The sequence below is a fragment of the Hydrotalea lipotrueae genome, assembly GCF_019249625.1.
GTDB classification, from domain to species: Bacteria; Bacteroidota; Bacteroidia; order Chitinophagales; family Chitinophagaceae; genus Hydrotalea; species Hydrotalea flava.
Map to the genome: position 1 here is coordinate 1 of NZ_JAESDL010000034.1, position 20,973 is coordinate 20,973.

At 37.0% G+C, this 20,973-nt stretch carries 20 protein-coding genes and 1 tRNA gene; 14 read left to right on the top strand and 7 right to left on the bottom strand.

All coding sequences use genetic code 11. The features are described 5' to 3' along the window. Positions 1 to 238: 238 nt before the first annotated feature. The gene (locus tag JK139_RS14350; protein WP_074418980.1) at positions 239 to 955 is read left to right on the top strand and encodes an SDR family oxidoreductase; all 717 of its coding nucleotides are present in this window, start codon (positions 239 to 241) and stop codon (positions 953 to 955) included. Between the two features lie 119 nt (positions 956 to 1,074). Further along, positions 1,075 to 2,277, top strand: a complete 1,203-nt coding sequence (locus JK139_RS14355; RefSeq protein WP_074418981.1) for a proline dehydrogenase family protein — start codon at positions 1,075 to 1,077, stop codon at positions 2,275 to 2,277. A 19-nt stretch (positions 2,278 to 2,296) separates the two neighbouring features. Here the strand turns inward: JK139_RS14355 and JK139_RS14360 are convergent, their stop codons facing one another. Together JK139_RS14360 and JK139_RS14365 are read right to left on the bottom strand one after the other, a co-directional pair. Beyond that, positions 2,297 to 2,725 carry a response regulator transcription factor gene (locus tag JK139_RS14360; protein WP_074418982.1) on the bottom strand — a complete coding sequence of 143 codons (429 nt, stop codon included), beginning with the start codon at positions 2,723 to 2,725 and terminating at the stop codon, positions 2,297 to 2,299. Between the two features lie 304 nt (positions 2,726 to 3,029). Continuing rightward, positions 3,030 to 5,594, bottom strand: coding sequence for a PAS domain-containing sensor histidine kinase (locus tag JK139_RS14365; RefSeq protein WP_218331838.1), 2,565 nt, complete (start codon positions 5,592 to 5,594; stop codon positions 3,030 to 3,032). 276 nt (positions 5,595 to 5,870) lie between these two features. On the opposite strand from JK139_RS14365, the gene JK139_RS14370 reads away from it, so the two are divergent. The 8 genes from JK139_RS14370 (at position 5,871) to JK139_RS14405 (ending at position 13,700) form a co-directional block, all read left to right on the top strand. Next, positions 5,871 to 6,665 (top strand): thymidylate synthase, encoded by a 795-nt coding sequence (locus tag JK139_RS14370; protein ID WP_074419009.1) that lies wholly within the window; start codon positions 5,871 to 5,873, stop codon positions 6,663 to 6,665. A 24-nt stretch (positions 6,666 to 6,689) separates the two neighbouring features. Beyond that, positions 6,690 to 7,220 (top strand): dihydrofolate reductase, encoded by a 531-nt coding sequence (locus JK139_RS14375; RefSeq protein ID WP_228733251.1) that lies wholly within the window; start codon positions 6,690 to 6,692, stop codon positions 7,218 to 7,220. Between the two features lie 63 nt (positions 7,221 to 7,283). Next, positions 7,284 to 8,084 carry an O-methyltransferase gene (locus JK139_RS14380; RefSeq protein ID WP_218331840.1) on the top strand — a complete coding sequence of 267 codons (801 nt, stop codon included), beginning with the start codon at positions 7,284 to 7,286 and terminating at the stop codon, positions 8,082 to 8,084. 234 nt (positions 8,085 to 8,318) lie between these two features. Then, positions 8,319 to 9,446: a Re/Si-specific NAD(P)(+) transhydrogenase subunit alpha gene (locus JK139_RS14385; protein WP_218331850.1), complete on the top strand. Its 1,128-nt coding sequence runs from the start codon at positions 8,319 to 8,321 to the stop codon at positions 9,444 to 9,446. 21 nt (positions 9,447 to 9,467) lie between these two features. After that, a complete protein-coding gene (locus tag JK139_RS14390; RefSeq protein ID WP_218331852.1) occupies positions 9,468 to 9,776 on the top strand; it encodes an NAD(P) transhydrogenase subunit alpha in 309 nt (102 codons plus the stop codon). Positions 9,777 to 9,797: 21 nt separating this feature from the next. Continuing rightward, the gene (locus JK139_RS14395) at positions 9,798 to 11,234 is read left to right on the top strand and encodes an NAD(P)(+) transhydrogenase (Re/Si-specific) subunit beta (protein WP_218331854.1); all 1,437 of its coding nucleotides are present in this window, start codon (positions 9,798 to 9,800) and stop codon (positions 11,232 to 11,234) included. Positions 11,235 to 11,343: 109 nt separating this feature from the next. Continuing rightward, the gene (locus JK139_RS15780) at positions 11,344 to 12,708 is read left to right on the top strand and encodes an RsmB/NOP family class I SAM-dependent RNA methyltransferase (protein WP_143439092.1); all 1,365 of its coding nucleotides are present in this window, start codon (positions 11,344 to 11,346) and stop codon (positions 12,706 to 12,708) included. A gap of 26 nt (positions 12,709 to 12,734) precedes the next feature. Beyond that, a complete protein-coding gene (locus JK139_RS14405; RefSeq protein ID WP_218331855.1) occupies positions 12,735 to 13,700 on the top strand; it encodes a LysM peptidoglycan-binding domain-containing protein in 966 nt (321 codons plus the stop codon). A 3-nt stretch (positions 13,701 to 13,703) separates the two neighbouring features. Here the strand turns inward: JK139_RS14405 and fmt are convergent, their stop codons facing one another. Continuing rightward, on the bottom strand, positions 13,704 to 14,657 hold the full coding sequence (gene fmt / locus JK139_RS14410) for a methionyl-tRNA formyltransferase (RefSeq protein ID WP_228733252.1): 954 nt from the start codon (positions 14,655 to 14,657) through the stop codon (positions 13,704 to 13,706). Between the two features lie 47 nt (positions 14,658 to 14,704). On the opposite strand from fmt, the gene JK139_RS14415 reads away from it, so the two are divergent. Next, a tRNA-Gly gene (locus JK139_RS14415) sits at positions 14,705 to 14,777 on the top strand. On the opposite strand, the gene JK139_RS14420 is transcribed toward JK139_RS14415, so the two are convergent. Then, positions 14,777 to 16,063: an exo-beta-N-acetylmuramidase NamZ family protein gene (locus JK139_RS14420; protein WP_218331864.1), complete on the bottom strand. Its 1,287-nt coding sequence runs from the start codon at positions 16,061 to 16,063 to the stop codon at positions 14,777 to 14,779. The genes JK139_RS14415 and JK139_RS14420 overlap by 1 nt on opposite strands. Before the next feature lie 242 nt (positions 16,064 to 16,305). Between JK139_RS14420 and JK139_RS14425 the strand changes: the two genes are divergently transcribed. From JK139_RS14425 to JK139_RS14435, 3 genes are all read left to right on the top strand, one after another. After that, positions 16,306 to 16,761 (top strand): FKBP-type peptidyl-prolyl cis-trans isomerase, encoded by a 456-nt coding sequence (locus JK139_RS14425; protein WP_074418992.1) that lies wholly within the window; start codon positions 16,306 to 16,308, stop codon positions 16,759 to 16,761. 142 nt (positions 16,762 to 16,903) lie between these two features. After that, entirely contained in the window at positions 16,904 to 18,163 is a 1,260-nt protein-coding gene (gene pepT, locus JK139_RS14430; RefSeq protein ID WP_074418993.1) for a peptidase T, read from the top strand. A gap of 2 nt (positions 18,164 to 18,165) precedes the next feature. After that, on the top strand, positions 18,166 to 18,876 hold the full coding sequence (locus JK139_RS14435; RefSeq protein WP_218331866.1) for a thioredoxin domain-containing protein: 711 nt from the start codon (positions 18,166 to 18,168) through the stop codon (positions 18,874 to 18,876). Positions 18,877 to 18,951: 75 nt separating this feature from the next. Here the strand turns inward: JK139_RS14435 and JK139_RS14440 are convergent, their stop codons facing one another. From JK139_RS14440 to JK139_RS14450, 3 genes are read right to left on the bottom strand one after another with little or no spacing between them, the layout of a single operon-like run. Then, positions 18,952 to 19,236, bottom strand: a complete 285-nt coding sequence (locus tag JK139_RS14440; RefSeq protein WP_218331868.1) for a c-type cytochrome — start codon at positions 19,234 to 19,236, stop codon at positions 18,952 to 18,954. A gap of 11 nt (positions 19,237 to 19,247) precedes the next feature. Then, positions 19,248 to 20,468, bottom strand: a complete 1,221-nt coding sequence (locus tag JK139_RS14445; protein WP_218331870.1) for a porin — start codon at positions 20,466 to 20,468, stop codon at positions 19,248 to 19,250. A gap of 39 nt (positions 20,469 to 20,507) precedes the next feature. Then, a complete protein-coding gene (locus tag JK139_RS14450; protein WP_218331874.1) occupies positions 20,508 to 20,900 on the bottom strand; it encodes a c-type cytochrome in 393 nt (130 codons plus the stop codon). Positions 20,901 to 20,973 lie beyond the last annotated feature (73 nt).

A 20,973-nucleotide genomic window follows, 5' to 3' on the forward strand; every position in this document is an offset into this window, starting at 1 on the left:
TTAGACCTCAATTTACTAATTTATTTAGTTATTTCACCCCCCTATCTCTTATTTGTAAATGTTCTACCTAATCCTATTAATTTTTATTCTTTTCTTGTTGTATATAGCATATTCAAACATGTGCTTCAGTGTTTTCCCATACGTTTTGCATTGAAATCAATGACTTTAATTTTATAGTTTAAATCATTTGATAAACAAAAGCATTTCCATTTTGTTGGTATTCCACAATCATACAGCTATGGAAACTTTAAAAGACAAATGCGTATTATTAACAGGAGCAACCGGTGGAATAGGCAGTAAATTGTTACCATTGTTGCATTATGCAGGTGCACGTGTGTTTATTACCGGGAGAAATCAGGAAAAGTTAGCAGCATTGGCAGCATCGCTAAAATTGCCTGCGCAGCAAATGTTTGTTGCAGATATTAGTCAGCAGGAAGAAGTAACTGCATTAAAAAATATTTTTTTTTCTGTATTTGAAAATATAGATATTGTAATCAATGCTGCAGGAATAGGTATTATCAAGCCTGTTGAACAATTATCAACCAACGATTTTTTAAAAAGTATAGAATACAATTTATTGGCACCCTTCTTGTTAATTCAGGCATTTTTACCCGCCATGAAACAACAAAGAAAAGGGCTTTTGATTAATATACCCGGGGTATTGGGTAAAGTACCCATGGCAGGTGCTGCTGCTTACAGTGCTTCTAAATATGGGTTGGTGGGCATGATGCAAAGTATTCGGGAAGAAGTGAAGAGAACCGAAATTCGATTCACTAATTTGTATTTAGGAGGTGTTGATTCTCCATTTTGGGATAATATTGATTTGCGTGTACAAAAAGATAAGATGATTGTGGCAGAAGAAGCTGCAAAAGCTATTTGGTTCCTTTGTCAGCAACCGGCCAGCGGTGTGGTAAGCGAAATGGTTTTACAGCCATTTAACCATCAGGCTATTTAATTTACTAATAAGAATTGACGATTCTGCTTCGCTTTTTTGCAAATTTTATTCTAAAACCGTTATCCTATTTTTTAGTTTACTGTTTGCATACGATATTCGCATCGCGAACAATTGTTAGTATGGATATTTCATTTGAAAATACAGAACAGGCTTTTGCCTATAAAACAGATAAGGAGCTTAAACAATCAAGATTTTTGTTTAATACCATGGGCTATCCTTTATTCGTGCCTATCGGTACACGTGTCACTCCTTTTTTAATGAAAACGGGCTTGCCGATTCATGGAATTGTTCGTAAAACCATTTTTAAACAATTTGTAGGTGGAGAAACATTAGAGGAAACTACACCTGTTGTGGAAACCCTTGCAAAATATGGCGTTCAGGTAATATTAGATTATGGTGTGGAGGGAAAACAAGATGAAGCAGATTTTGATCATGCAACAGAATCTTTCATTAAAACCATTGAATATGCCGGAACTCAAAAAAATATTCCTTTTATAAGTGTAAAGGTTACAGGAATTGCCCGGTTTGATTTGTTACAAAAGTTAAATGAAGCACCCCGGTTGCGTAGTGGTATTCATGATAATGAATCAGAAATGAATGAATGGAACAGGGTGGTTGATAGAATGTATGCCATTTGTGCAACAGCTGCCGAAAAAAATATTGGGGTTTTAATTGATGCAGAAGAAACCTGGATTCAGGATCCAATCGATCGACTGACTATGGAAATGATGGAAATTTTTAATAAAGAAAAAGCAGTTGTTTACAATACCATTCAACTATACCGGCACGATAGATTGAAATTTTTACAGATTTCACATCAAATTGCAAAAGCCCAAAATTTTATTTTGGGTATGAAATTGGTACGTGGTGCTTATATGGAAAAAGAGCGGGCAAGAGCACAACAAATGGGGTATGAAAGTCCTATTCAGGCAACTAAAGAAAATACCGACCGCGATTTTGATGCAGCAGTTCGGTATTGCATCCAACACATGCACGAAATTTCTACCATTATAGCCTCTCACAATGAAGCCAGTAATTTATTGGCAGCCGAACTTTTGAATGCATCAGGTGTTTCACCGGCTCATGCACATGTTCATTTTTCTCAATTGTATGGTATGGGCGATCATATCACCTTTAATTTGGCCAAAGCCGGTTTTAATGTAAGTAAGTATGTGCCATTTGGTCCAATTCGGGATGTAATTCCTTATTTAATGCGAAGGGCTCAGGAAAACTCGAGTGTAAGTGGACAAACCAATAGGGAGTTGAGTTTAATTAAGAAAGAATTGAAACGTAGAAAATTGGCTGACACCATCAAAGCTTAAAAGCAGGGTTAACCTTTTATTACATAGCTTTTAAAATTTCATCTGACTCAGTACTGATTTTTTCCATCAGAGGAGCTATCTGATCAAATTCATTGGCTTTATCTATAAAATGATAAGCACCAATGTTGTAGCAGGTATTTCTATAATATTCAGTTGAGTGGTTGGTGAGCATAATTACTTTTACAGCAGGATAATGTTCTTTTACTTCTTTTAAAACCTCTATGCCATTTTTTTCGGGCATATTAATGTCTAACAATAATACATCCGGTTTAAATTCTTCAATGGTTTGTAATGCCTGCACTGGTGCTGAACTGGTTTTAATAGTTGCTACACAGGGAATAGTGGCCAGTACTTCCGACATTACTGTAAGTATGATGGTTGAATCATCTATTAATAATACTTTCAAATTTTTAGCCATAGCCAATTTTTCACTTTTATAAATGATCATAGTGCTACATTTTAAATACGAGTTAAATACGAGTATTTTTTAATTGATACCCCGTATTAGAAAAACACCATTCTCCCTTTTGTTGGGAGATGGATGTTTCTACTTTTCAAAGGAATAAGATTAGGGGATATTGGGTATTAAAGACGGATCGGAGTAAAATTGGCTCTCAATAGGTATTCGTATTTTGGTAGAACAAAGTAACACTCATAATACGGGCTATTCAGTAGCCAAACGTATCATTTATTTGTAGTGTGTTTTCTACAATTCAGATAGATTTCGGTTAATTTAAATGTAGTTTTTTATTTTATGTATTCGGTTTTCCGGGTATTTTAATCAACAAATGGCCACCTTCCCCTTCTTTGTTGCTTATTAGCATACAGGTTCCTTTTAGGTTTCTGGCTCTGTCTTTAATCCCTATAATAATAAGGCTTTTGTTTTTTTCTTCTAAGTGGTATCCTTTCCCGTTATCTTTTACCGATAGTATAATTTCATTATCTATTTTTTGCAGGCTGATGGTTATTTTAGTGGCTTTTGCATGCTTATCGATGTTTGAAAGTGCTTCTTGTACAATTCGGTATAAATTGGATTGTAACTCAGCCGATTCATTTTTGAGGCTATTATCATATTCAAAAAAACAATGAATTCCTGTTCTTTTTTCAAATTCCCTGCATTCCCATTCAATGGCAGCAGCCAATCCAAAATCATCTAAAATACTGGGTCTTAAATCAGCGGCCATTTTACGAATAGCCAAAATAACACTATTGGCAATTTCAATATCATGGTTAATTTTTTCAGCAAAACCCGGATCTATTTTTTGAATTTTATTTTTAAGAACGGTTAAATCTATTTTTATACCTGTAACCTGTTGTCCAATGGCATCATGTATGTGCTCGGCAATAAATTTGCGTTCTTGCTCTTTGGTTCGGTGTTGGTGAGCCGATAAACGTTGCAATTGTATATGTGAAGCTATCAACTCTTTTTCAGCTTTTTTTCTTTCTGTAACATCTACAAAAATAATGTAAACTGTTTTTTTGTAAATGCTAAATAAATAGCTGAATGTTTTAATGCTGCCATCTTTACAGGTAATATCGCTTTCTAAATAAGGAATTTCCTGTTGTGGATTTTTACTGAAAGCATCAATCAATGCTACCCAGTGTTCATAATATTGTTTTCTTTTTACCGGGTCGGGTTGTGTACGGTAATACCAGTCTTCAATGGTGGGTAAATCTTCTGCCACATACCCAATGGTTTTGGTAAAATAGTTATTGATAAAGTTTACAGTTCCATCCGTATTATAACTGCCAATGGCAATGGGCATATTTTGTGCCAATGCTTTAAACCGTTCTTCACTTTCCTGTAATAATTTGATGTAATTGTTTTGTTCGGTAACATCTTCTAAAATGGCAAACAATTCGTTGTCAAATAAATTAAAAATGATATTTATATCTCTTAGTTCTCTTTTTTTATTGTATATCTGTCTGTATAATACAGGTGCTATTTTTTTGGGATTGGTTTGTACTTCTTTTAAATAACCATAAAATTCAGCATCGTGTTCAGCTTCTGCTTCAGGAGAATCGAATTGTATTTTTTTAAACCAGGCAGGGTACATTTTAATTTCTTCCATTTCATTACCAAATATTTCTTTGAATTTTTTATTGGTAAACAATAAATTATAATTCAAATCGCAACTGGCCATAGGAACAGGAAAGTTTTCGATAATACGTTTGAACTTTGAAGCAGTTTCTTTTGCCTCGGCTTCAATACTTCTTTTTTCAGTTAAATCAATAAAAATATTGTATATATTTCCGTTGCTATAAGCAGTTTTTATTTCAATAATTTTTTTGGTGCCATTTTTAGCTAACAATACTAACTCATGTGTAGTGCTCATATTTTCATGTTGCACTTGTTGTACATGATTGGCCCAACGATTTTTAGCTTGTTGTGCTGACATTTTATCGGGGTAAGCTTTGTTAAACCAATCCTGAATTGTTTTTAAATTTTTACCGGTATGACCAAAAATTTTTGTAAATGCTTTGTTGATGTAAATTATATCGCCTTGTGTATTGCAAAAAGAAATACCAACGGGTATGGCTTCTGTTAATGATTTAAATTTATGTTCACTCTGCTGTAAAGCAATGGTTGTTTTTTTTAAATCCGAAATATCAATTCCAATACTTAATGAGCCTTTAAAAATATTATCGGAAAATATGGGTGTGTTCTTCCATTGTATGGTTTTGAGTTGATTTTTCCTGGTTAGTATGCTATTCTCAAAATCAATTGCCTGCTTATTTGTTTTTAATTTTTTAAATATTTGTCTCGCTTTTTCCCTTTCAATTTCAGGAATAAAAATGCTGAACCAGTCTTGATGTAATATTGATTTTAATGTGTAACCGCAAATTTTTTCGCCGGCTTTGTTGAGATAAGTAACCATTCCATTTGAATCTAAAATAACAATAATGGCATGTACATTATCTATCATTTTTTCTCTTAACAAAAGTTCAACCGGAAATGATTTTGTTTTGTTTTGAACGGGTTGAATGTTTTGAATGGTAAAAACATATTGCAGGAAAACATTTAATTTTTTAATTTTTTGGATGGTTATTTCAGCCGAAAATTTTTTGCCTTTTTCATTTTGTAAAAAAGTTTTAATTGTTATTTTTTTTAATGATGCAGCAGCAAAATTTTTAAATGCTGCATTAAAAGCAGAGCGCTCTTTTGCAACAATAAGGTTTTGAAATTTTTTCTTCAACCATTGGTTGTTGTTTTTAAAATGCAAGGTTTCCTCAGGCCAAATATTTTCGATAACTACCCGGGCATTGGTTGCCAATACCAGCGTTGTTGCAAAGCAGCTAAGGAAATTATTTTTCATACTGGTTAAAATTGGCTTTTGATGCTTTTGCATATAGCAATCATTATTCGTTTGAATGCGGTATTTGATGTGCATCGGTAACCTTACTTCAATAGGAATAATTTTGTAAAATATTCGTAATTGTTTCAGGCTAATAAGAAAATAAATATAAGCAATTGCCGCGTAGAAAAAGTGATAAATATCACTCCTTCAATACATTATCCCAAATATCCACAGCTTTTAAACATTTTAAATTTATTTTCAGGCAGGTTTAAGTACCAGTTTGTATTTTGCAGTATGGAGCAATACCAACAGTTATTAAAGCATGTTATTGAAAATGGTCAGCAAAAGCATGACCGCACCGGCACCGGTACCCGTAGTTGTTTCGGGTATCAGATGCGTTTTGACCTGGAAAAAGGGTTCCCTTTGGTTACTACCAAGAAAATGCATGTAAAAAGTATTATTTATGAATTACTGTGGTTTTTAAAGGGAAGCACCAATATTCAATACCTCAATGATCATGGTGTTACTATTTGGGATGAATGGGCAGATGCAAATGGAGAACTGGGCCCGGTATATGGCCATCAATGGAGAAGCTGGCAGGGTGCTGGTGGTACAAGCATTGACCAGATAACAGAAGTAATTCAACAAATTAAAACCAATCCGGATAGCAGGAGGCTGATTGTCAGTGCATGGAATGTAGCAGATTTGCCTAAAATGGCCCTAATGCCCTGCCATGCCTTATTTCAGTTTTATGTTGCCAATGGCAAATTAAGTTGCCAGTTATACCAGCGCAGTGCTGATGTGTTTTTAGGTGTGCCCTTCAATATTGCATCATATGCTTTGTTAACTTTAATGATAGCGCAGGTTTGTAATTTAAAGCCCGGTGAGTTTATTCATACTTTTGGCGATGTGCATTTATATAACAATCACATGGAACAGGCAACTTTGCAATTGAACAGAAAACCATTTCCGCTGCCACAAATGCACTTAAATAAACAGATAACCAATATATTTGATTTTAATTATGATGATTTTATATTAGAAAATTATCAATGCCATCCGGCCATTAAAGCGCCGGTAGCTGTTTAGTATTCAAATTAAATAATGTAGCTTTTGTTATCAATACCAACTAATCTAAACAAACCGGTTATTACTTTGATAGTAGCTGCTTCCGAAAATAATGCCATTGGAAAAAACAATGCATTGCTTTGGCACTTACCCAACGATTTAAAGTTTTTTAAAAATAAAACATGGGCAATGCCGGTTGTATATGGCCGAAAAACTTTTAACGCATTGAATAATCAGCCTTTAAACGGGCGTTATAATATGGTATTAACCCGTAATCAATTGTTTCAATCACCGGGTATTACAGTAGTGCACGAATTTGAGGAAGCCCAGCAAAAAGCACTTCAATTGGGTTATAAAGAATTGATGGTTTTAGGTGGGAGTGAAATTTATGCGCAAACCATAGCATTGGCGCACAAAATGTATATTACAAGAGTGCATCATGTGTTTGAAGATGCCGATGCATTTTTTCCTGCATTCAGTACAACGGAATGGCGCTTAACATCGGAAATAAAGTATAATGCCGATGCGAAACATGCGTACGCTTACGCTTTTCAGTGCTGGGAACGAAAAGTATAAAATTGGATAAGATTTCCACAGATGTAGCAACAAAATTTTTTCGCTATACAGCCTCAAAATATTATGTATTCAAAAACTAAACTGGCTTCAAAATATATACAGTACTGGATAAAAGCCTCTAATGGTAAGGGGCATGGTATTCACTCTCCGTTTGTATTTGAATTTGTTCAGCAGGTATTGGTCCCTAAAATTCATATAGCAGCTGCTTCTGATATTGAGCGAATGCGTCAACAACTAAAAATAAGCCAACAGGAAATACTGTTAGATGATTTTGGAGCCGGATCCAGAGTGGTGAAGCAGAGTAAAAGAAGTATTGCTACCATTGCCCGGTCTTCATTAAAGCCCCGAAAATACAGCAGTTTATTGGCCAGAATGGTGGCATTTTATCAACCCGCTTCCATTATTGAATTGGGTACTTCTTTAGGAATTACTGCTGCCTATATGGCTGCAGCCAATCCCAACGCAACGGTTTATACTATTGAAGGCGCACAAGTGGTGGCTGCAGTTGCCAATAAAAATTTTGAAATTTTGGGATTGAAGAATATTCGCTCTTATGTAGGAAATTTCGATATTGTATTACCCGAATTGTTGCAACAAATTAATAAGGCAACCGATTTTGTATTTATTGACGGGAATCATCGGTTACAACCAACCTTACAATATTTCCATTGGTTATTAAAGCATTCCAATGAAGATACTATTATGATATTTGATGATATTCACTGGAGTAAAGAAATGGAACAAGCCTGGCATGAAATTCAAAATAATCCCGCCGTTACCGCCACAATAGATTTGTTTTTTATTGGCATTGTATTGTTTCGAAAATCGTTTAAATCGAAACAGCATTTTACCATACGATTTTGATTGTTACTGTTGTAATACCTTTTTTTAGCATGCAATGAGCCATCATTAGGTTAAATACCAACAGGAATGATCATAGTCGAATTCCATGTGGTCAAAATCAATATAAAAGAGCACATGAAAAAATACATTCAGAATCTGCAAAATCCTGGTTCTTAAATTTTGACATTGTATTTCATGTAAAAAATCCCTTGAACAACTTCAAATCGCCTACATTTGTTTTATAATGTAATGCACATGATAGCAGGGGTATTAAAAGAACCGTCAGGAGAAAATCGGGTGTCACTTTTACCCGAACAATTACCGTTACTTTTTAAAAAAAACATACAGGTTTGGGTGCAGCAACAGGCCGGCATTGCAGCTTATGCAACTGATGCAGCTTATACACAAGCAGGCGCAAATATAAATGACCGAACGGAAATTTTGCAGCAGGCTGATGTTCTGTTTTCTATTCATCCCCTTACCAATGATGATATACAACTGATTAAGCCCGGAACAATTGTAGTGGGTGTTTTTCAACCCTTGTATGCATATAAAACCATGCAGGATTGGGCTTCAAAATCCATCACCACATTTAGCTTAGATGCAATTCCCCGGACTACCCGTGCACAAAGCATGGATGTACTAAGCAGTCAGGCTAACATAGCCGGTTATAAAGCCGTTATAATAGCTGCCGCTAATTATGGCAGATTTTTCCCCATGTTTATTACTGCTGCCGGAAGTATTCCTCCTGCTAAAGTTCTGGTTTTGGGCGCAGGTGTGGCAGGCTTGCAGGCTATTGCTACTGCAAAAAGACTAGGTGCTGTAATTGAGGTTTTTGATACAAGGCCTGCCGTAAAAGAAGAAGTAATGAGCCTTGGAGCAAAGTTTGTGGAAGTTGAAGGTGCTGCCTATGCTGCCAATGCAGGCGGTTACGCAGTGGAACAATCAGCAGCTTATCAACAAAAGCAGCAACAACGTATCGCTGAAGCTGCTGCAAAGGCTGATATTATTGTTACTACTGCTCAAATACCGGGAAAACCTGCACCAAAATTGTTAACCGAAGCCATGATTACACAAATGCGTAATGGTAGTATTATTGTTGATTTGGCTGCTGCTACGGGCGGTAATACACCTCTCACTCAAAACAATGCAACTATTGTAACGGGGAACGGTGTTACCATTATTGGAAAAAGTAATTTACCCGCTACCATGCCATTCGATGCCAGTAAATTATATGGTAAAAATTTATTGAATTTTCTTCAATTAATTGTAACATCTGAAGGGAATATTTATATACCATTTGAAGATGATATTGTGCAGGGTTGTTGCATTACACACAATGGTAAAATTGTAAATGAAAGAGTATTGGCTTTGATTCAATAATTCGCGATTAAAATTTATTTTATGGAAGCAGCTTTAAAATGGGTTTCTGGAAATCAGCAAATGATTTACATTGTTATTTTGATGATATTTCTGGGTATTGAAATTATTGGCAGAGTACCCAGTGTATTACATACACCATTAATGAGCGGGGCTAATGCCATACACGGTGTAGTTATTATCGGAGCTATTATTGTAATGGGCCGTGCTGCTGAAACCAATTATCTGGCGCTCATTTTAGGATTTTTGGCTGTAATACTGGGCACATTAAATGTAGTAGGCGGATTTGTGGTAACCGACCGTATGCTGGAAATGTTTAGGAAGAAAAAATAATTATTTATTAAAGTATTGTATATGCAGTTGGATATTTTGACCATTTGTTACATAGCCGCCTCCGTTACTTTTATCATGGGTTTAAAAATGTTATCCTCTCCTGCTACAGCAAGGCGCGGTAATTTAGTGGCTGCAGCCGGTATGTTAGTGGCCATTATCGGTACCATCTTTTTGTATAAAGATGAAAATGGTAATTCATTACACAATTACAGCTGGATTTTTGCCGCTCTTATTATTGGGGCTATAATTGGGGTAGTAGCAGCAAAAAAAGTAAAAATGACTGCTATGCCCGAAATGGTAAGCTTTTTTAACGGAATGGGCGGTGCCTGTGCAGCACTCATTTCAGTTATTGAATTTGATTATGTGTTTCGGACTGCAGAAAAAGTGCAAACTCTGCATTTTGCCGACTCAGTGGCAACCGGACATTTTTTAGCCATTGCTGCTGGGGCTATTATTGGTAGTATTTCATTTGCCGGAAGTATGGTAGCCTGGGGTAAGTTGAATGGCAGTTTTAAAGATGTTGTTTTTAAAGCACAACATAGCTTAAATTTATTGGTTTTTGCGCTGGTGATTATTTTGGCATTTGTTACCTATTTCGCATCAAATCAATATGCCGACTACTTTTTTATTGCAACTGTATTGTTGGCCTTAATTTACGGTGTATTGTTTGTGTTACCCATAGGTGGTGCAGATATGCCGGTTGTAATTTCTTTATTGAATTCGTTTACAGGCGTGGCTGCAGCCTGTGGTGGTTTTTTGTATAATAACAAAGCCATGCTGACAGGTGGAATTTTAGTAGGTGCAGCCGGAACACTGCTTACCATATTAATGTGTAAAGCCATGAACAGAAGTTTAACCAATGTATTAATTGGCTCATTCGGATCAAAAGAAAATACAACATCGGGTTCAGCTACAACAAACAGTGGTTCTTACAAGGAAATTTCTACTAGCGATGCGGCAATGGTAATGCGTTATGCCAACAAAGTGATGATTGTACCAGGCTATGGATTAGCGGTTGCTCAGGCACAACATACCTGTCATGAGCTTGAAAAATTACTTGAAGATAAAGGAGTAGAAGTGCAATATGCCATTCATCCTGTAGCAGGCAGAATGCCAGGTCACATGAATGTTTTGCTGGCTGAAGCCGATGTTAGTTACGATAAATTGTTGGAATTGGAACAAGCCAATAATACTTTAAAATCAACCGATGTGGTACTGGTATTAGGTGCCAATGATGTGGTGAATCCGGCTGCAAAAAACAATCCTGCATCTCCCATTTATGGTATGCCTATTTTAGATGTAGAACAGGCTAAAAACGTTATTGTTAATAAACGCAGCATGAAGCCGGGCTATGCAGGGATTGATAATGATTTATTTTATCAGCCCAAAACATCCATGCTGTTTGGTGATGGCAAAAAAGTGCTGCAGGATTTAATCAATGAAATAAAAACATTGTAAGGCATTCTTGTATTTTAATATCAATATGAATGGAATAACAGCCTTGTAATTTTGGTTAAAATATTGTCGTTTTTTTAATAGTCGTTCATTACTCGCTTAACTTCGTTCAGTGCTACCTATTTCTTTTATTGAATCTATGCAGGGTGTAAAAGGCTTTCAAAAAGAAGCTTTTCTGGCTGCGCATGTGCATGATATTCCTGTTACTTCTATCCGTTTTAATCCTTTCAAAAAAAAATTATTAAAACAATTACCCCTTGCCCATCAATTAGATGAAAAGGTACCCTGGACTTCAGATGCATGGTATTTAAAAGAGCGCCCCTCGTTTACGTTTGATCCCTTTTTGCATGGTGGCGCCTACTATGTTCAGGAAGCCAGCAGTATGTTTATTGAACAAATTTTACAACAAGCAATACCACAACCAGAGCAGGAAATTGTATTGGATATAAGTGCTGCACCTGGCGGTAAAACAACTTTATTATCCGGTTATTTTAAAAATGGTTTAGTTGTAGCGAATGAAGTAATTAAGTCAAGGGCTGCAATTTTAACGGAGAATGTGATAAAATGGGGTGCAGATAATATCATCGTTACCAATAATGATCCTGTACATTTTCACCGCCTTCCTGCATTTTTTGATGTGGTTTTGCTTGATGCGCCTTGTAGCGGCAGCGGACTTTTTAGAAAAGATGCAGGTGCCATTGCCGGCTGGAGTCTTGAAAATGTACATACCTGTAGTTTAAGGCAGCAAAGGATTATTCGGGATACAATGAGTGTTTTAAAACACGATGGTTTGTTTATTTACAGCACCTGTTCTTATTCAACTGCCGAAGATGAAGCAATACTTGACTGGATGGTTCAGGAATATGCATTTGAACCACTTCGTATACAATTGCAACCCAATTGGGGTATTGTAGAAGTACGAACCACTCAACAGGAGGCATGGGGCTATCGTTTTTTCCCTGATCAGGTAAAAGGAGAAGGCTTTTTTGTTGCTGCTTTTCGAAAAAAATCGGCAGGAATACAACCTGTATTTCGATTGGAAAATAATTTAACACAACCTCCAGGCAAAGAATTAGCGTTACTTTCTGAACATATACAATTGCCAGAAAATTACAGGGTATTTATGCAGGAGAATGAATTTAGGGCCATTCAAAACCATTATTGGCAACCTTTACAACAACTGGCTCAACAACTCTACATAAAAAAAGCCGGGATAGAACTGGGTAGCCTGAAAGGAAAAGATTTTGTTCCTTCGCATGAATTAGCGCTAAGTTTGCTGCCTTTAACACAAATGAACAATGTTGAAGTAGATTTGGAAACTGCTTTACATTATTTACGTAAACAGGTGCCGGCTATTCAGGGGGCCAAAGGATGGTGTACCATTAGCTATTGTGGATTAAGATTGGGTTGGATAAAAGTTTTACCCAATCGAATCAATAATTATTATCCGGCTGAATGGAGAATTTTAAAAGATTAATTTTACGAAGTTGAAAATTTATTGAAATGAATGTATCTTCTATTTTAAAAGCAATTTTATGCTGTTGTGTAATTTTTCTGTTTAGCGCACTGCATGCGCAAACAAATGGTTCTGCAATTGAACATGTTATCAAGAAGGGTGAAACTTTATCGGCATTGGCGCACCAATATCATACTACTGTTGGCGATATTATGCGTTTGAATGGCATGAACAGTAAAAGTGTTCTGCGCATTGGGGAAAAAGTAAAAATACCTGTTAAAGGAACTAAGGTTGCACAAGCTGAAGCACCCGTTCTCAAACAAACCAAAACAGTTGCAACAACTTCTCAAAATGAAGGTAAAACAATCATTCACATTGTTGAACCGAAAGAAACCTTGTATGCCATCAGCAGAAAATATAAAGTAACTGTGGCACAAATTCAGCAATGGAATCATTTAACTTCTAGCAATATTCATACCGGTCAGCATTTAACAATTGGTACTGAGGCAAGTGAGCCTGTTGTTGCAAAAGTTTCAGAACCTGTTACCCACAATGAAAATGTACCAACCACTACACCTGCAAAACCTGCGGCTGCAAATACATCTGCTGTTGCACCTGTTGTTCAAAATGCAAATACATCTGTTGAGAATAATACAACAAAAAATCAGGTAATTCCTGTTAACAATAGCAGTAATTCAAATACAGATGACATTCCTACCGGCGGTTTTTTCACCGATTTTTATAAACAGACCGGGCAGTCAATTTCAGGTGATGCTTCTATTTTTAAAACTGCCAGCGGTTGGATGGATAAAAAATATTATATATTAATCAATAATATTCCTGAAGGTACCGTTGTAAAAATAGAAAGCAATCAAAAAGTGGTGTATGCTAAAGTATTGGGTGCACTGCCCAATATTAAAGAAGATGATGGTTTGTTGCTGCGTATTAGTAATGCTGCAGCAGCAGTATTGGGTATGGCTGATAAACGATTTCCGGTTACAGTGCAATATTAGTGGCTATTCCATGTGCAGCAGATGATGATATCCTCTCAAAAAAGTTGCTGTATCCATTCTCTTTTTGCCTTCTAATTGCAGGTCAGATAGCAGAACCCATCCATCCAGGGCGGCCATCTTTAAAAATGTTTTCCCATCGGTATAAATACTGCCCGGTATTGCAGCAGTTTGCATAGGTTCAACAGTGCAACGATAAATTTTTAATTTTTTTCCTTTCAAAAATGTAAATGCTCCTGGGTAAGGTGAAAGTCCTCTGATTAAATTATGGATGTTATCAGCCGGCTTATGCCAATCTACTTGACAAGTTTCTGTAAAAATTTTAGGTGCGTGTTTTATGCTAAGTGTTGTATCGTTCGCTGACACTATCTGCGGTTGTTCTGTTAGCGTTCCTGCAGCCAGCTGTTGTAAGGTTGTAACCAATAATTTGGCCCCAATTATTTTCATACGGTCGTGTAATTCGCCTGCTGTTTCTTCCGGGAAAATGGGCATGGATTGTTGCAATAATATATTGCCAGTATCAATAGCATGTTGCAATTTAAAAGTGGTAACACCTGTTTCTTTTTCCCCATTTATAATAGCCCAGTTAATGGGAGCTGCTCCTCTGTATTGTGGTAACAATGATCCGTGTAAATTAATGGTACCCATTGGGGGTAGGCTCCAAACCACTTCGGGCAACATTCTAAAAGCTACCACCACCTGCAACTGTGGTTGAAGCGATTGCAATGTTGCAATAAAATCGGGATGTTTCAATTTTTCTGGTTGAAGTACAGATAAACCATGCGTCACGGCATATTGTTTTACTGCACTTTGTTGTACCTGCATGCCTCTGCCTGCAGGTTTATCGGGTGCTGTAACTACTGCTACAATATTGCAGCCGGCCTGCATCAGCGCATCGAGAGCGGCTACCGCAAAATCGGGGGTGCCCATAAAAATGATTCTGATATCAGAAACTTGCATGCTGCAAATGTAGGGGATGAATTTCTTTTGTACATTGCAAAGCATTAGCGGAAATAGCTCATCCGGTAGAGCATCAGTTTCCCAAACTGAAGGTGGCGGGTTCGAGTCCCGTTTTCCGCTCAATTAAAATCTTTATACAACAAATATTTTTTTCTGATTTTTTTGAATACCTCTAATTGGGGCTGCCAGCTTGCTCTTATTTCATCTTCTGTTAATCCGGCTTGTATTTGTTTCATTAGCTGATTGGAACCTGCCAATCGGTTAAATGCATTGAATTTTTCATTCCCCTTTTTGGGTAAAATAAAAAAATGTGCTTTGTCGGGAAATAATGCATAAGCTTTTAAAATATATTGTATGGGCAAGTGGTTGTTAATGGCTTGTAATACCTCTTTTTCGGGTTGATACAAATTCCATCCATAACAAGTTACACCGTTTAATTTTGGATTTGCTGCACCAGGCCCGGGTGTTGGTGTAAATGCAAACAGGTTTTTGGGTAAATTCGGGTGCCCGATATAACAAAATGGGTGTGGTGTTCCTCTACCTTCACTCAGAACAGTACCCTCAAACAAACAATTGCCTGCATACCAGTAAACACTGGCCATGTCTGGTAAATTGGGCGATGGGGGAATGGGCAGCCTGTATTTGCTGTTGTGATCATAATTTTTACAACGTACAATTAAAAACGAAGGCAGATACCTGGAAAAGCCATGCTGTGCATAGTATTGATAAAAATGCTTGTCTGCTTCTTTCGAAAGCCAGTGTTCTCCAATCAGCATGTTAGCATATTCCCCTATCGTCATGCCATACACCGTTGGTATAGGTTGCATGCCTACAAAACTTTTATATGCAGTATCTAAAACAGGCCCATCAACATAAAAGCCGTTTGGATTGGGTCTGTCTAAAAGTATAACCGATTTATTGTTTTCAAATGCCGCTTCCAGCATCTCCTGTACCGAAGAAATGAAGGTATAAAATCGTGTTCCAACATCCTGAATATCAATGATAATCACATCAACATTTTTTAAGTCATCCGGTGTTGGTTTTCTTTTCTTGCCATATAGCGAAATAATGGGTATGCCTGTAAGGAGGTCTATATCATCTTGAATTACTTTACCATCATCTGCTTTTCCTCTGAAACCATGTTCGGGGCCGAAAGCTTTTACAATATGTATACCCGCTTTTAATAATGTATCTGCCAAATGCGTATCATCAATCGTAGCGGTATGATTGGCAAATAGTGCCACATTTTTGTGTTGCAGCCATTTGAAATAGGTCTGGGTTTGATAAGCACCCGGCAATATAGGAACCGTTGCTTGTGCAAAATTTGAATTGAAAATAAGCAGGTAAACTGCCAATAAAAGGTAGGATTGAATTGAAATTATTTTTTGAACTGCTGTACGATTCATTGTTAAATTTAAATTATTTAGAATATATTTTTGCATATGGTCTATTCTTTCTTTTGAATATGGGAGTTGAAAGTTAACGAAAAATAATTGTCTGTTATAGCAGTTCGGCGTATTTTGCAGGCGAAGCCGGTTTTCAATTCTTTCTGATAGTTGATGTTGAATGCTTCCGTAGAAGTTTGCGATGCAACCACAGTGGAGAGGTGAAATAGGAGCTGACTTCTTAAACAATAAAAAAGCAAACAATGCAACAAGTTAAAAAGGGTGATACTGTAAAAGTACATTATCACGGAAAGTTAGAAGATGGTACTACCTTCGATTCATCTGAAGGCCGTGAACCACTTGAGTTTGAAGTAGGCAGTGGTATGGTAATTGCCGGTTTTGATGATGGCGTAACCGGAATGCAGGTAGGTGAAAAAAAAACCATACATATTCCTGCTGATGAAGCATATGGACCTGTTCAGGAAGAAATGATTATGGAATTTCCACGCGATCGTTTTCCTGCCGATATGACACCGGAAGTAGGAATGCAATTAAACATGAGCAATGGCCAGGGCCAGAATTTTCCTGTGGTGATTGTTGATGTAAAAGATACAGTAGTTATTCTTGATGCCAACCATCCTTTGGCTGGAAAAGATTTGATTTTTGATTTGGAATTGGTTGCCATTGCTGGCGGAAGCCCGTTAATTATCATGCCATAACCTATTATTGAATTAGTTGATAAGCCCGGATATATTATTCCGGGTTTTTTATGCATGAATCGTTAAGATTATCTTGATAAACTGCATATTTAGGCATACTGCACAAGAATTGTATTAAATTGCCTTCAAAATTTTTCGGGATATGTTAAAAGATTATTCCTATTCAGTAGTAGAAAGATTCATGCGGTATGTGCAAATTGATACACAAAGTGATCCCGCTATAACTAATTTCCCTTCCACAGAAAAACAAAAACAGTTAGCACAGTTGTTGGCAGCTGAATTGAAGCAGATGGGTATTGACGATGCAAAAATGGATGAATATGGTTACGTTTATGGTACAATTCCCTCTAACAGCCCACAAAAAAATATACCTGTTATTTGTTTTTGTGCCCATATGGATACCAGTTCCGATTGCAGTGGTACAAATGTTAAACCAATTTTGCATCAGCAATACAACGGCGCCCCAATTGTGTTACCGGATGATGATACACAGGTACTAACAGTCGATAATTATCCATACTTAAAAGAACATATCGGAAAAGATATTATTACTGCTTCCGGAAATACTTTATTAGGTGCCGATGATAAGGCCGGCGTTGCTATTATTATGGATACTGCCAATTATTTAATGCAGTATCCTGAAATAAAACATGGCGATATAAAAATTTTGTTTACGCCGGATGAAGAAGTAGGCCGTGGCACAGAGAAAGTAAATCTGCAATATTTAGGGGCTGATTACGGATATACTTTAGATGGGGGTGAAGCAGGCCATTTGGAAGTAGAAACTTTTAGTGCAGATAGTGTAACTATTACCATTTATGGGGTAAGTGCGCATCCGGGTTATGCAAAAAATAAATTGGTGAATGCATTAAAACTGGCAGGTGAACTGTTAACCGTTTTACCAAAGGAAGAATGGAGCCCCGAAACCACTGATAAAAAACAGGGTTTTGTTCATCCTGTACGTATGGAGGGTATTGCAGAAAAAGCTACTATCGAATTTATTATTCGTGATTTTGATACTGCTAATTTGTTGAAGTATGAAGAAAGATTAAAACATTTTACTGAAACAGTGGTAGGATGCCATCCCGGTGCCTATTTTGAAATGCAGGTTAAAGAGCAGTACAGAAATATGTATGAGATTTTACAGCATCATCCGCAAGTAATTGAATATGCGGAAGAAGCTTACCAACGTACTGGCCTTGTTGTAAGAAAAGAACCAATTAGGGGTGGTACCGATGGCAGCCGTTTAAGTTTTATGGGTTTGCCCTGTCCGAATTTATTTACCGGTATGCAGGGTATTCACAGTAAAAAAGAATGGGTGGGTATAAAAGATATGGAGTTGGCTGTTGAAATTTTGGTACATCTTGCACAAATTTGGGAAGAAAAAACAATTACACAATAAATATGAAAATGAAAACATGGTTAACCGTGACTTTAACAGGAATTTTATTGTCCTGTCAGGCGCAAAACACTAAAAATGAAGCATTAACACCGGATGTATTTCAGCAACAAATACAACAACCCGGTGTACAAATTCTGGATGTTAGGACAGCAGAAGAATTTGCAAGTGGGCATATTGATCATGCACTGCAGGCCGACTGGCTCATACCTGATCAGTTTCAGGAAAGAGTAAAGAGTATAGACAAAGATAAACCGGTGTATGTGTACTGTTTATCTGGTGTTAGAAGTGCTGCCGCCGCCGATTGGTTGCGTGCCCATCAATATAAAACAGTATATCATTTAGCCGGCGGTATACAGGCTTGGAAACAAGCAGATAAACCTTTAATGGGTGAATCAAATGAGCCGCAAATAAACATGGAACAATACAAGCAAATGATACAGCAAGGTAATACCGTTACCTTAGTTGATTTTGGTGCCGACTGGTGCCCGCCCTGCAGAAAAATGCAGCCTGTGTTAGAGGCTTTGAAAAATACCTACGGTTCAAAACTCAATATTGTAAAAATTGATGCCGGCAAACAGTCTAATATCATGAAACAAATGAATTTGCCCGCTATTCCTGTATTTATTATTTATAAAAACGGACAGGAAGTTTTTAGAAAAAATGGGATAGTAGCACAAAGTGATTTTGATGCTGCCATTAAATCCTTGTTATAATTGAATAGTTATGCAACATAAAAGCCGGGGATGTTTTGCAACAATCCGGCTTTTTTAATCAAGGGTATTGGGTAATTAACGGCTGCTTTTTAAAAACGCTACAATTTTTTCTCTTTCTGCCTGTGTAATTAATGCTCTTGTTTGCATGTGCATGCCTATGGTTTCCCATTGTTCTGCCGAAAATGATACAGGAGATGGGGTGTTATGGCAACGCTGACAATTTTCTGCCCATAATTGTGCTCCCGATTTGGCTGCAACTGCCTTGGTAGGCGCACAACCATTGATGGATAATATACCTGTTATTGTAAAAACAATAACGAGTGCCAGCGTGATAGTATAGAGTGGTTTACGATTTTTCATCTTTTTAATTTTTAAAGTTGAATAGAGAATTGCAGATAAAATGTATTGGTATTGGTGGTGCCGTTGTATGCACTTAATAATTTACTGGCAGTACTGTTGCCGGTATAAGTTTCGTAAGTGGCTTTTACAACAGTTCTCCAGGTTAACCAATAATCTAAACCTACTGTAACAGCGTGTTGGTCTGCACCAAAGGTAGAGTTACCCGGTAAATTATAACTGGTATATCTGCCTGCAATTTCAAAATTTTTCAAAAAATTATTGGCTTCAGTTGGTCGGATAGAGCATTGCACAAACCCGGCTGTGGTATGGTTATTGAATGAGTAACTTTGAGTGCTGTCATTCGGATTTAAATAATTCTCATTGCTGATATTTTGTATATCATACTGAGCCTTAATGTTTACTAAGACGGGGCTGAAGGTTTTGACATAGTTTAAATCAAATGCATACATATTGCCCGTTGCATTTTGGTAGGGCGAACCCAGATCTCCTACTTTACCAAACATTCCCGATACTCCAATTTCTAATGATGAATTAGAAAACGGTAACCAGCCAATTCTTGCAGTAATGGTTTTATTATTGTTATTATCTACAATATTGCCACTGGTTAATGTACCATTACCCAATAACTGACTGCCATTGCTTAATGCTACATCATAGTTCAGTTTCATGCTGCCTAAAGGTAACCCTCCTTCTATTTCCACACCATAATCAGTAGGCGTCATATCTGCAATACCCATGGGGTCGGTAGCTAATTTGTCAATCCATCCGGCAGCTTCTCTTTTGGCATAGGTACCAAAAGGCAATACCAAATATCCTGCTCTTATAATAACATTGGGTGCCGCAAAATAAGATACATCTGCCCAGTTAACGCCCAAGCCATTATTGCTAAAAGAAGGTTCAAACTCTAACAAAAACTTTTTTCCGTGACGCCACAAAAACATAGGGCTGAATTCGTAGTGATCTGCATCTGCTAAACTGTTGGTTTTAGATATGGAGCTAACTCCACCCAGTGTATTGGTACTTTTGCTGGCTATAAATCCAAAGGTTGTTAATCCGACCACCATAAAATGATCATTGCCCGGTTTTTGATAATTGGCTTGTTGTTCCAATGCATTCAATCTGTCTAATACAGTAGAGTCAAAGCCATTGGTAGTTTGTGCAAACAAATGGGGAAATACACAGCCCATTGAAAGGGCAAATAATCCCAAAAGTTTAGAATATCTATTTTTCATATTGTATATATTTGAAAGTGATTCAATTGCTTTTTATCATTATCTTTTTTTAGCCAGTGAGCGGATGTAATTCACCAACTCCCACCGTTGTGTATCCGTTAAAACTTGTTTGTAAGAGGGCATGGGGGTATGCCCTTCAGTCATTTTCCAGTAAATAGCACCATCTGTTTCTTTTTGAACTGCGGCTGAAGTGTGGTCTGCTGGTTTGGGTTTTAAAGCAGCGGCTGCTATGCCATCTCCTTTTCCATTATTGCCATGGCAGGGTCCGCAATTGGCAATATATAATTGCCTGGCTTCCTTTAATACCGCCGTATTGCCCGCTAATGGATTTTTGAGTTGATTGGCAGATGCAGGTGCATTCCAGGTACTGGTTTGTGCCTGCGATATGGCTGGAAATAACAGTGCTGCAGATACGATGCAGAAAACTGTAATTAGTCGTTCCTCAAAAACGAATAGAACACAATGGGATCAATAGTTTATGAACAAATGCGGATAAAAAAGGTTG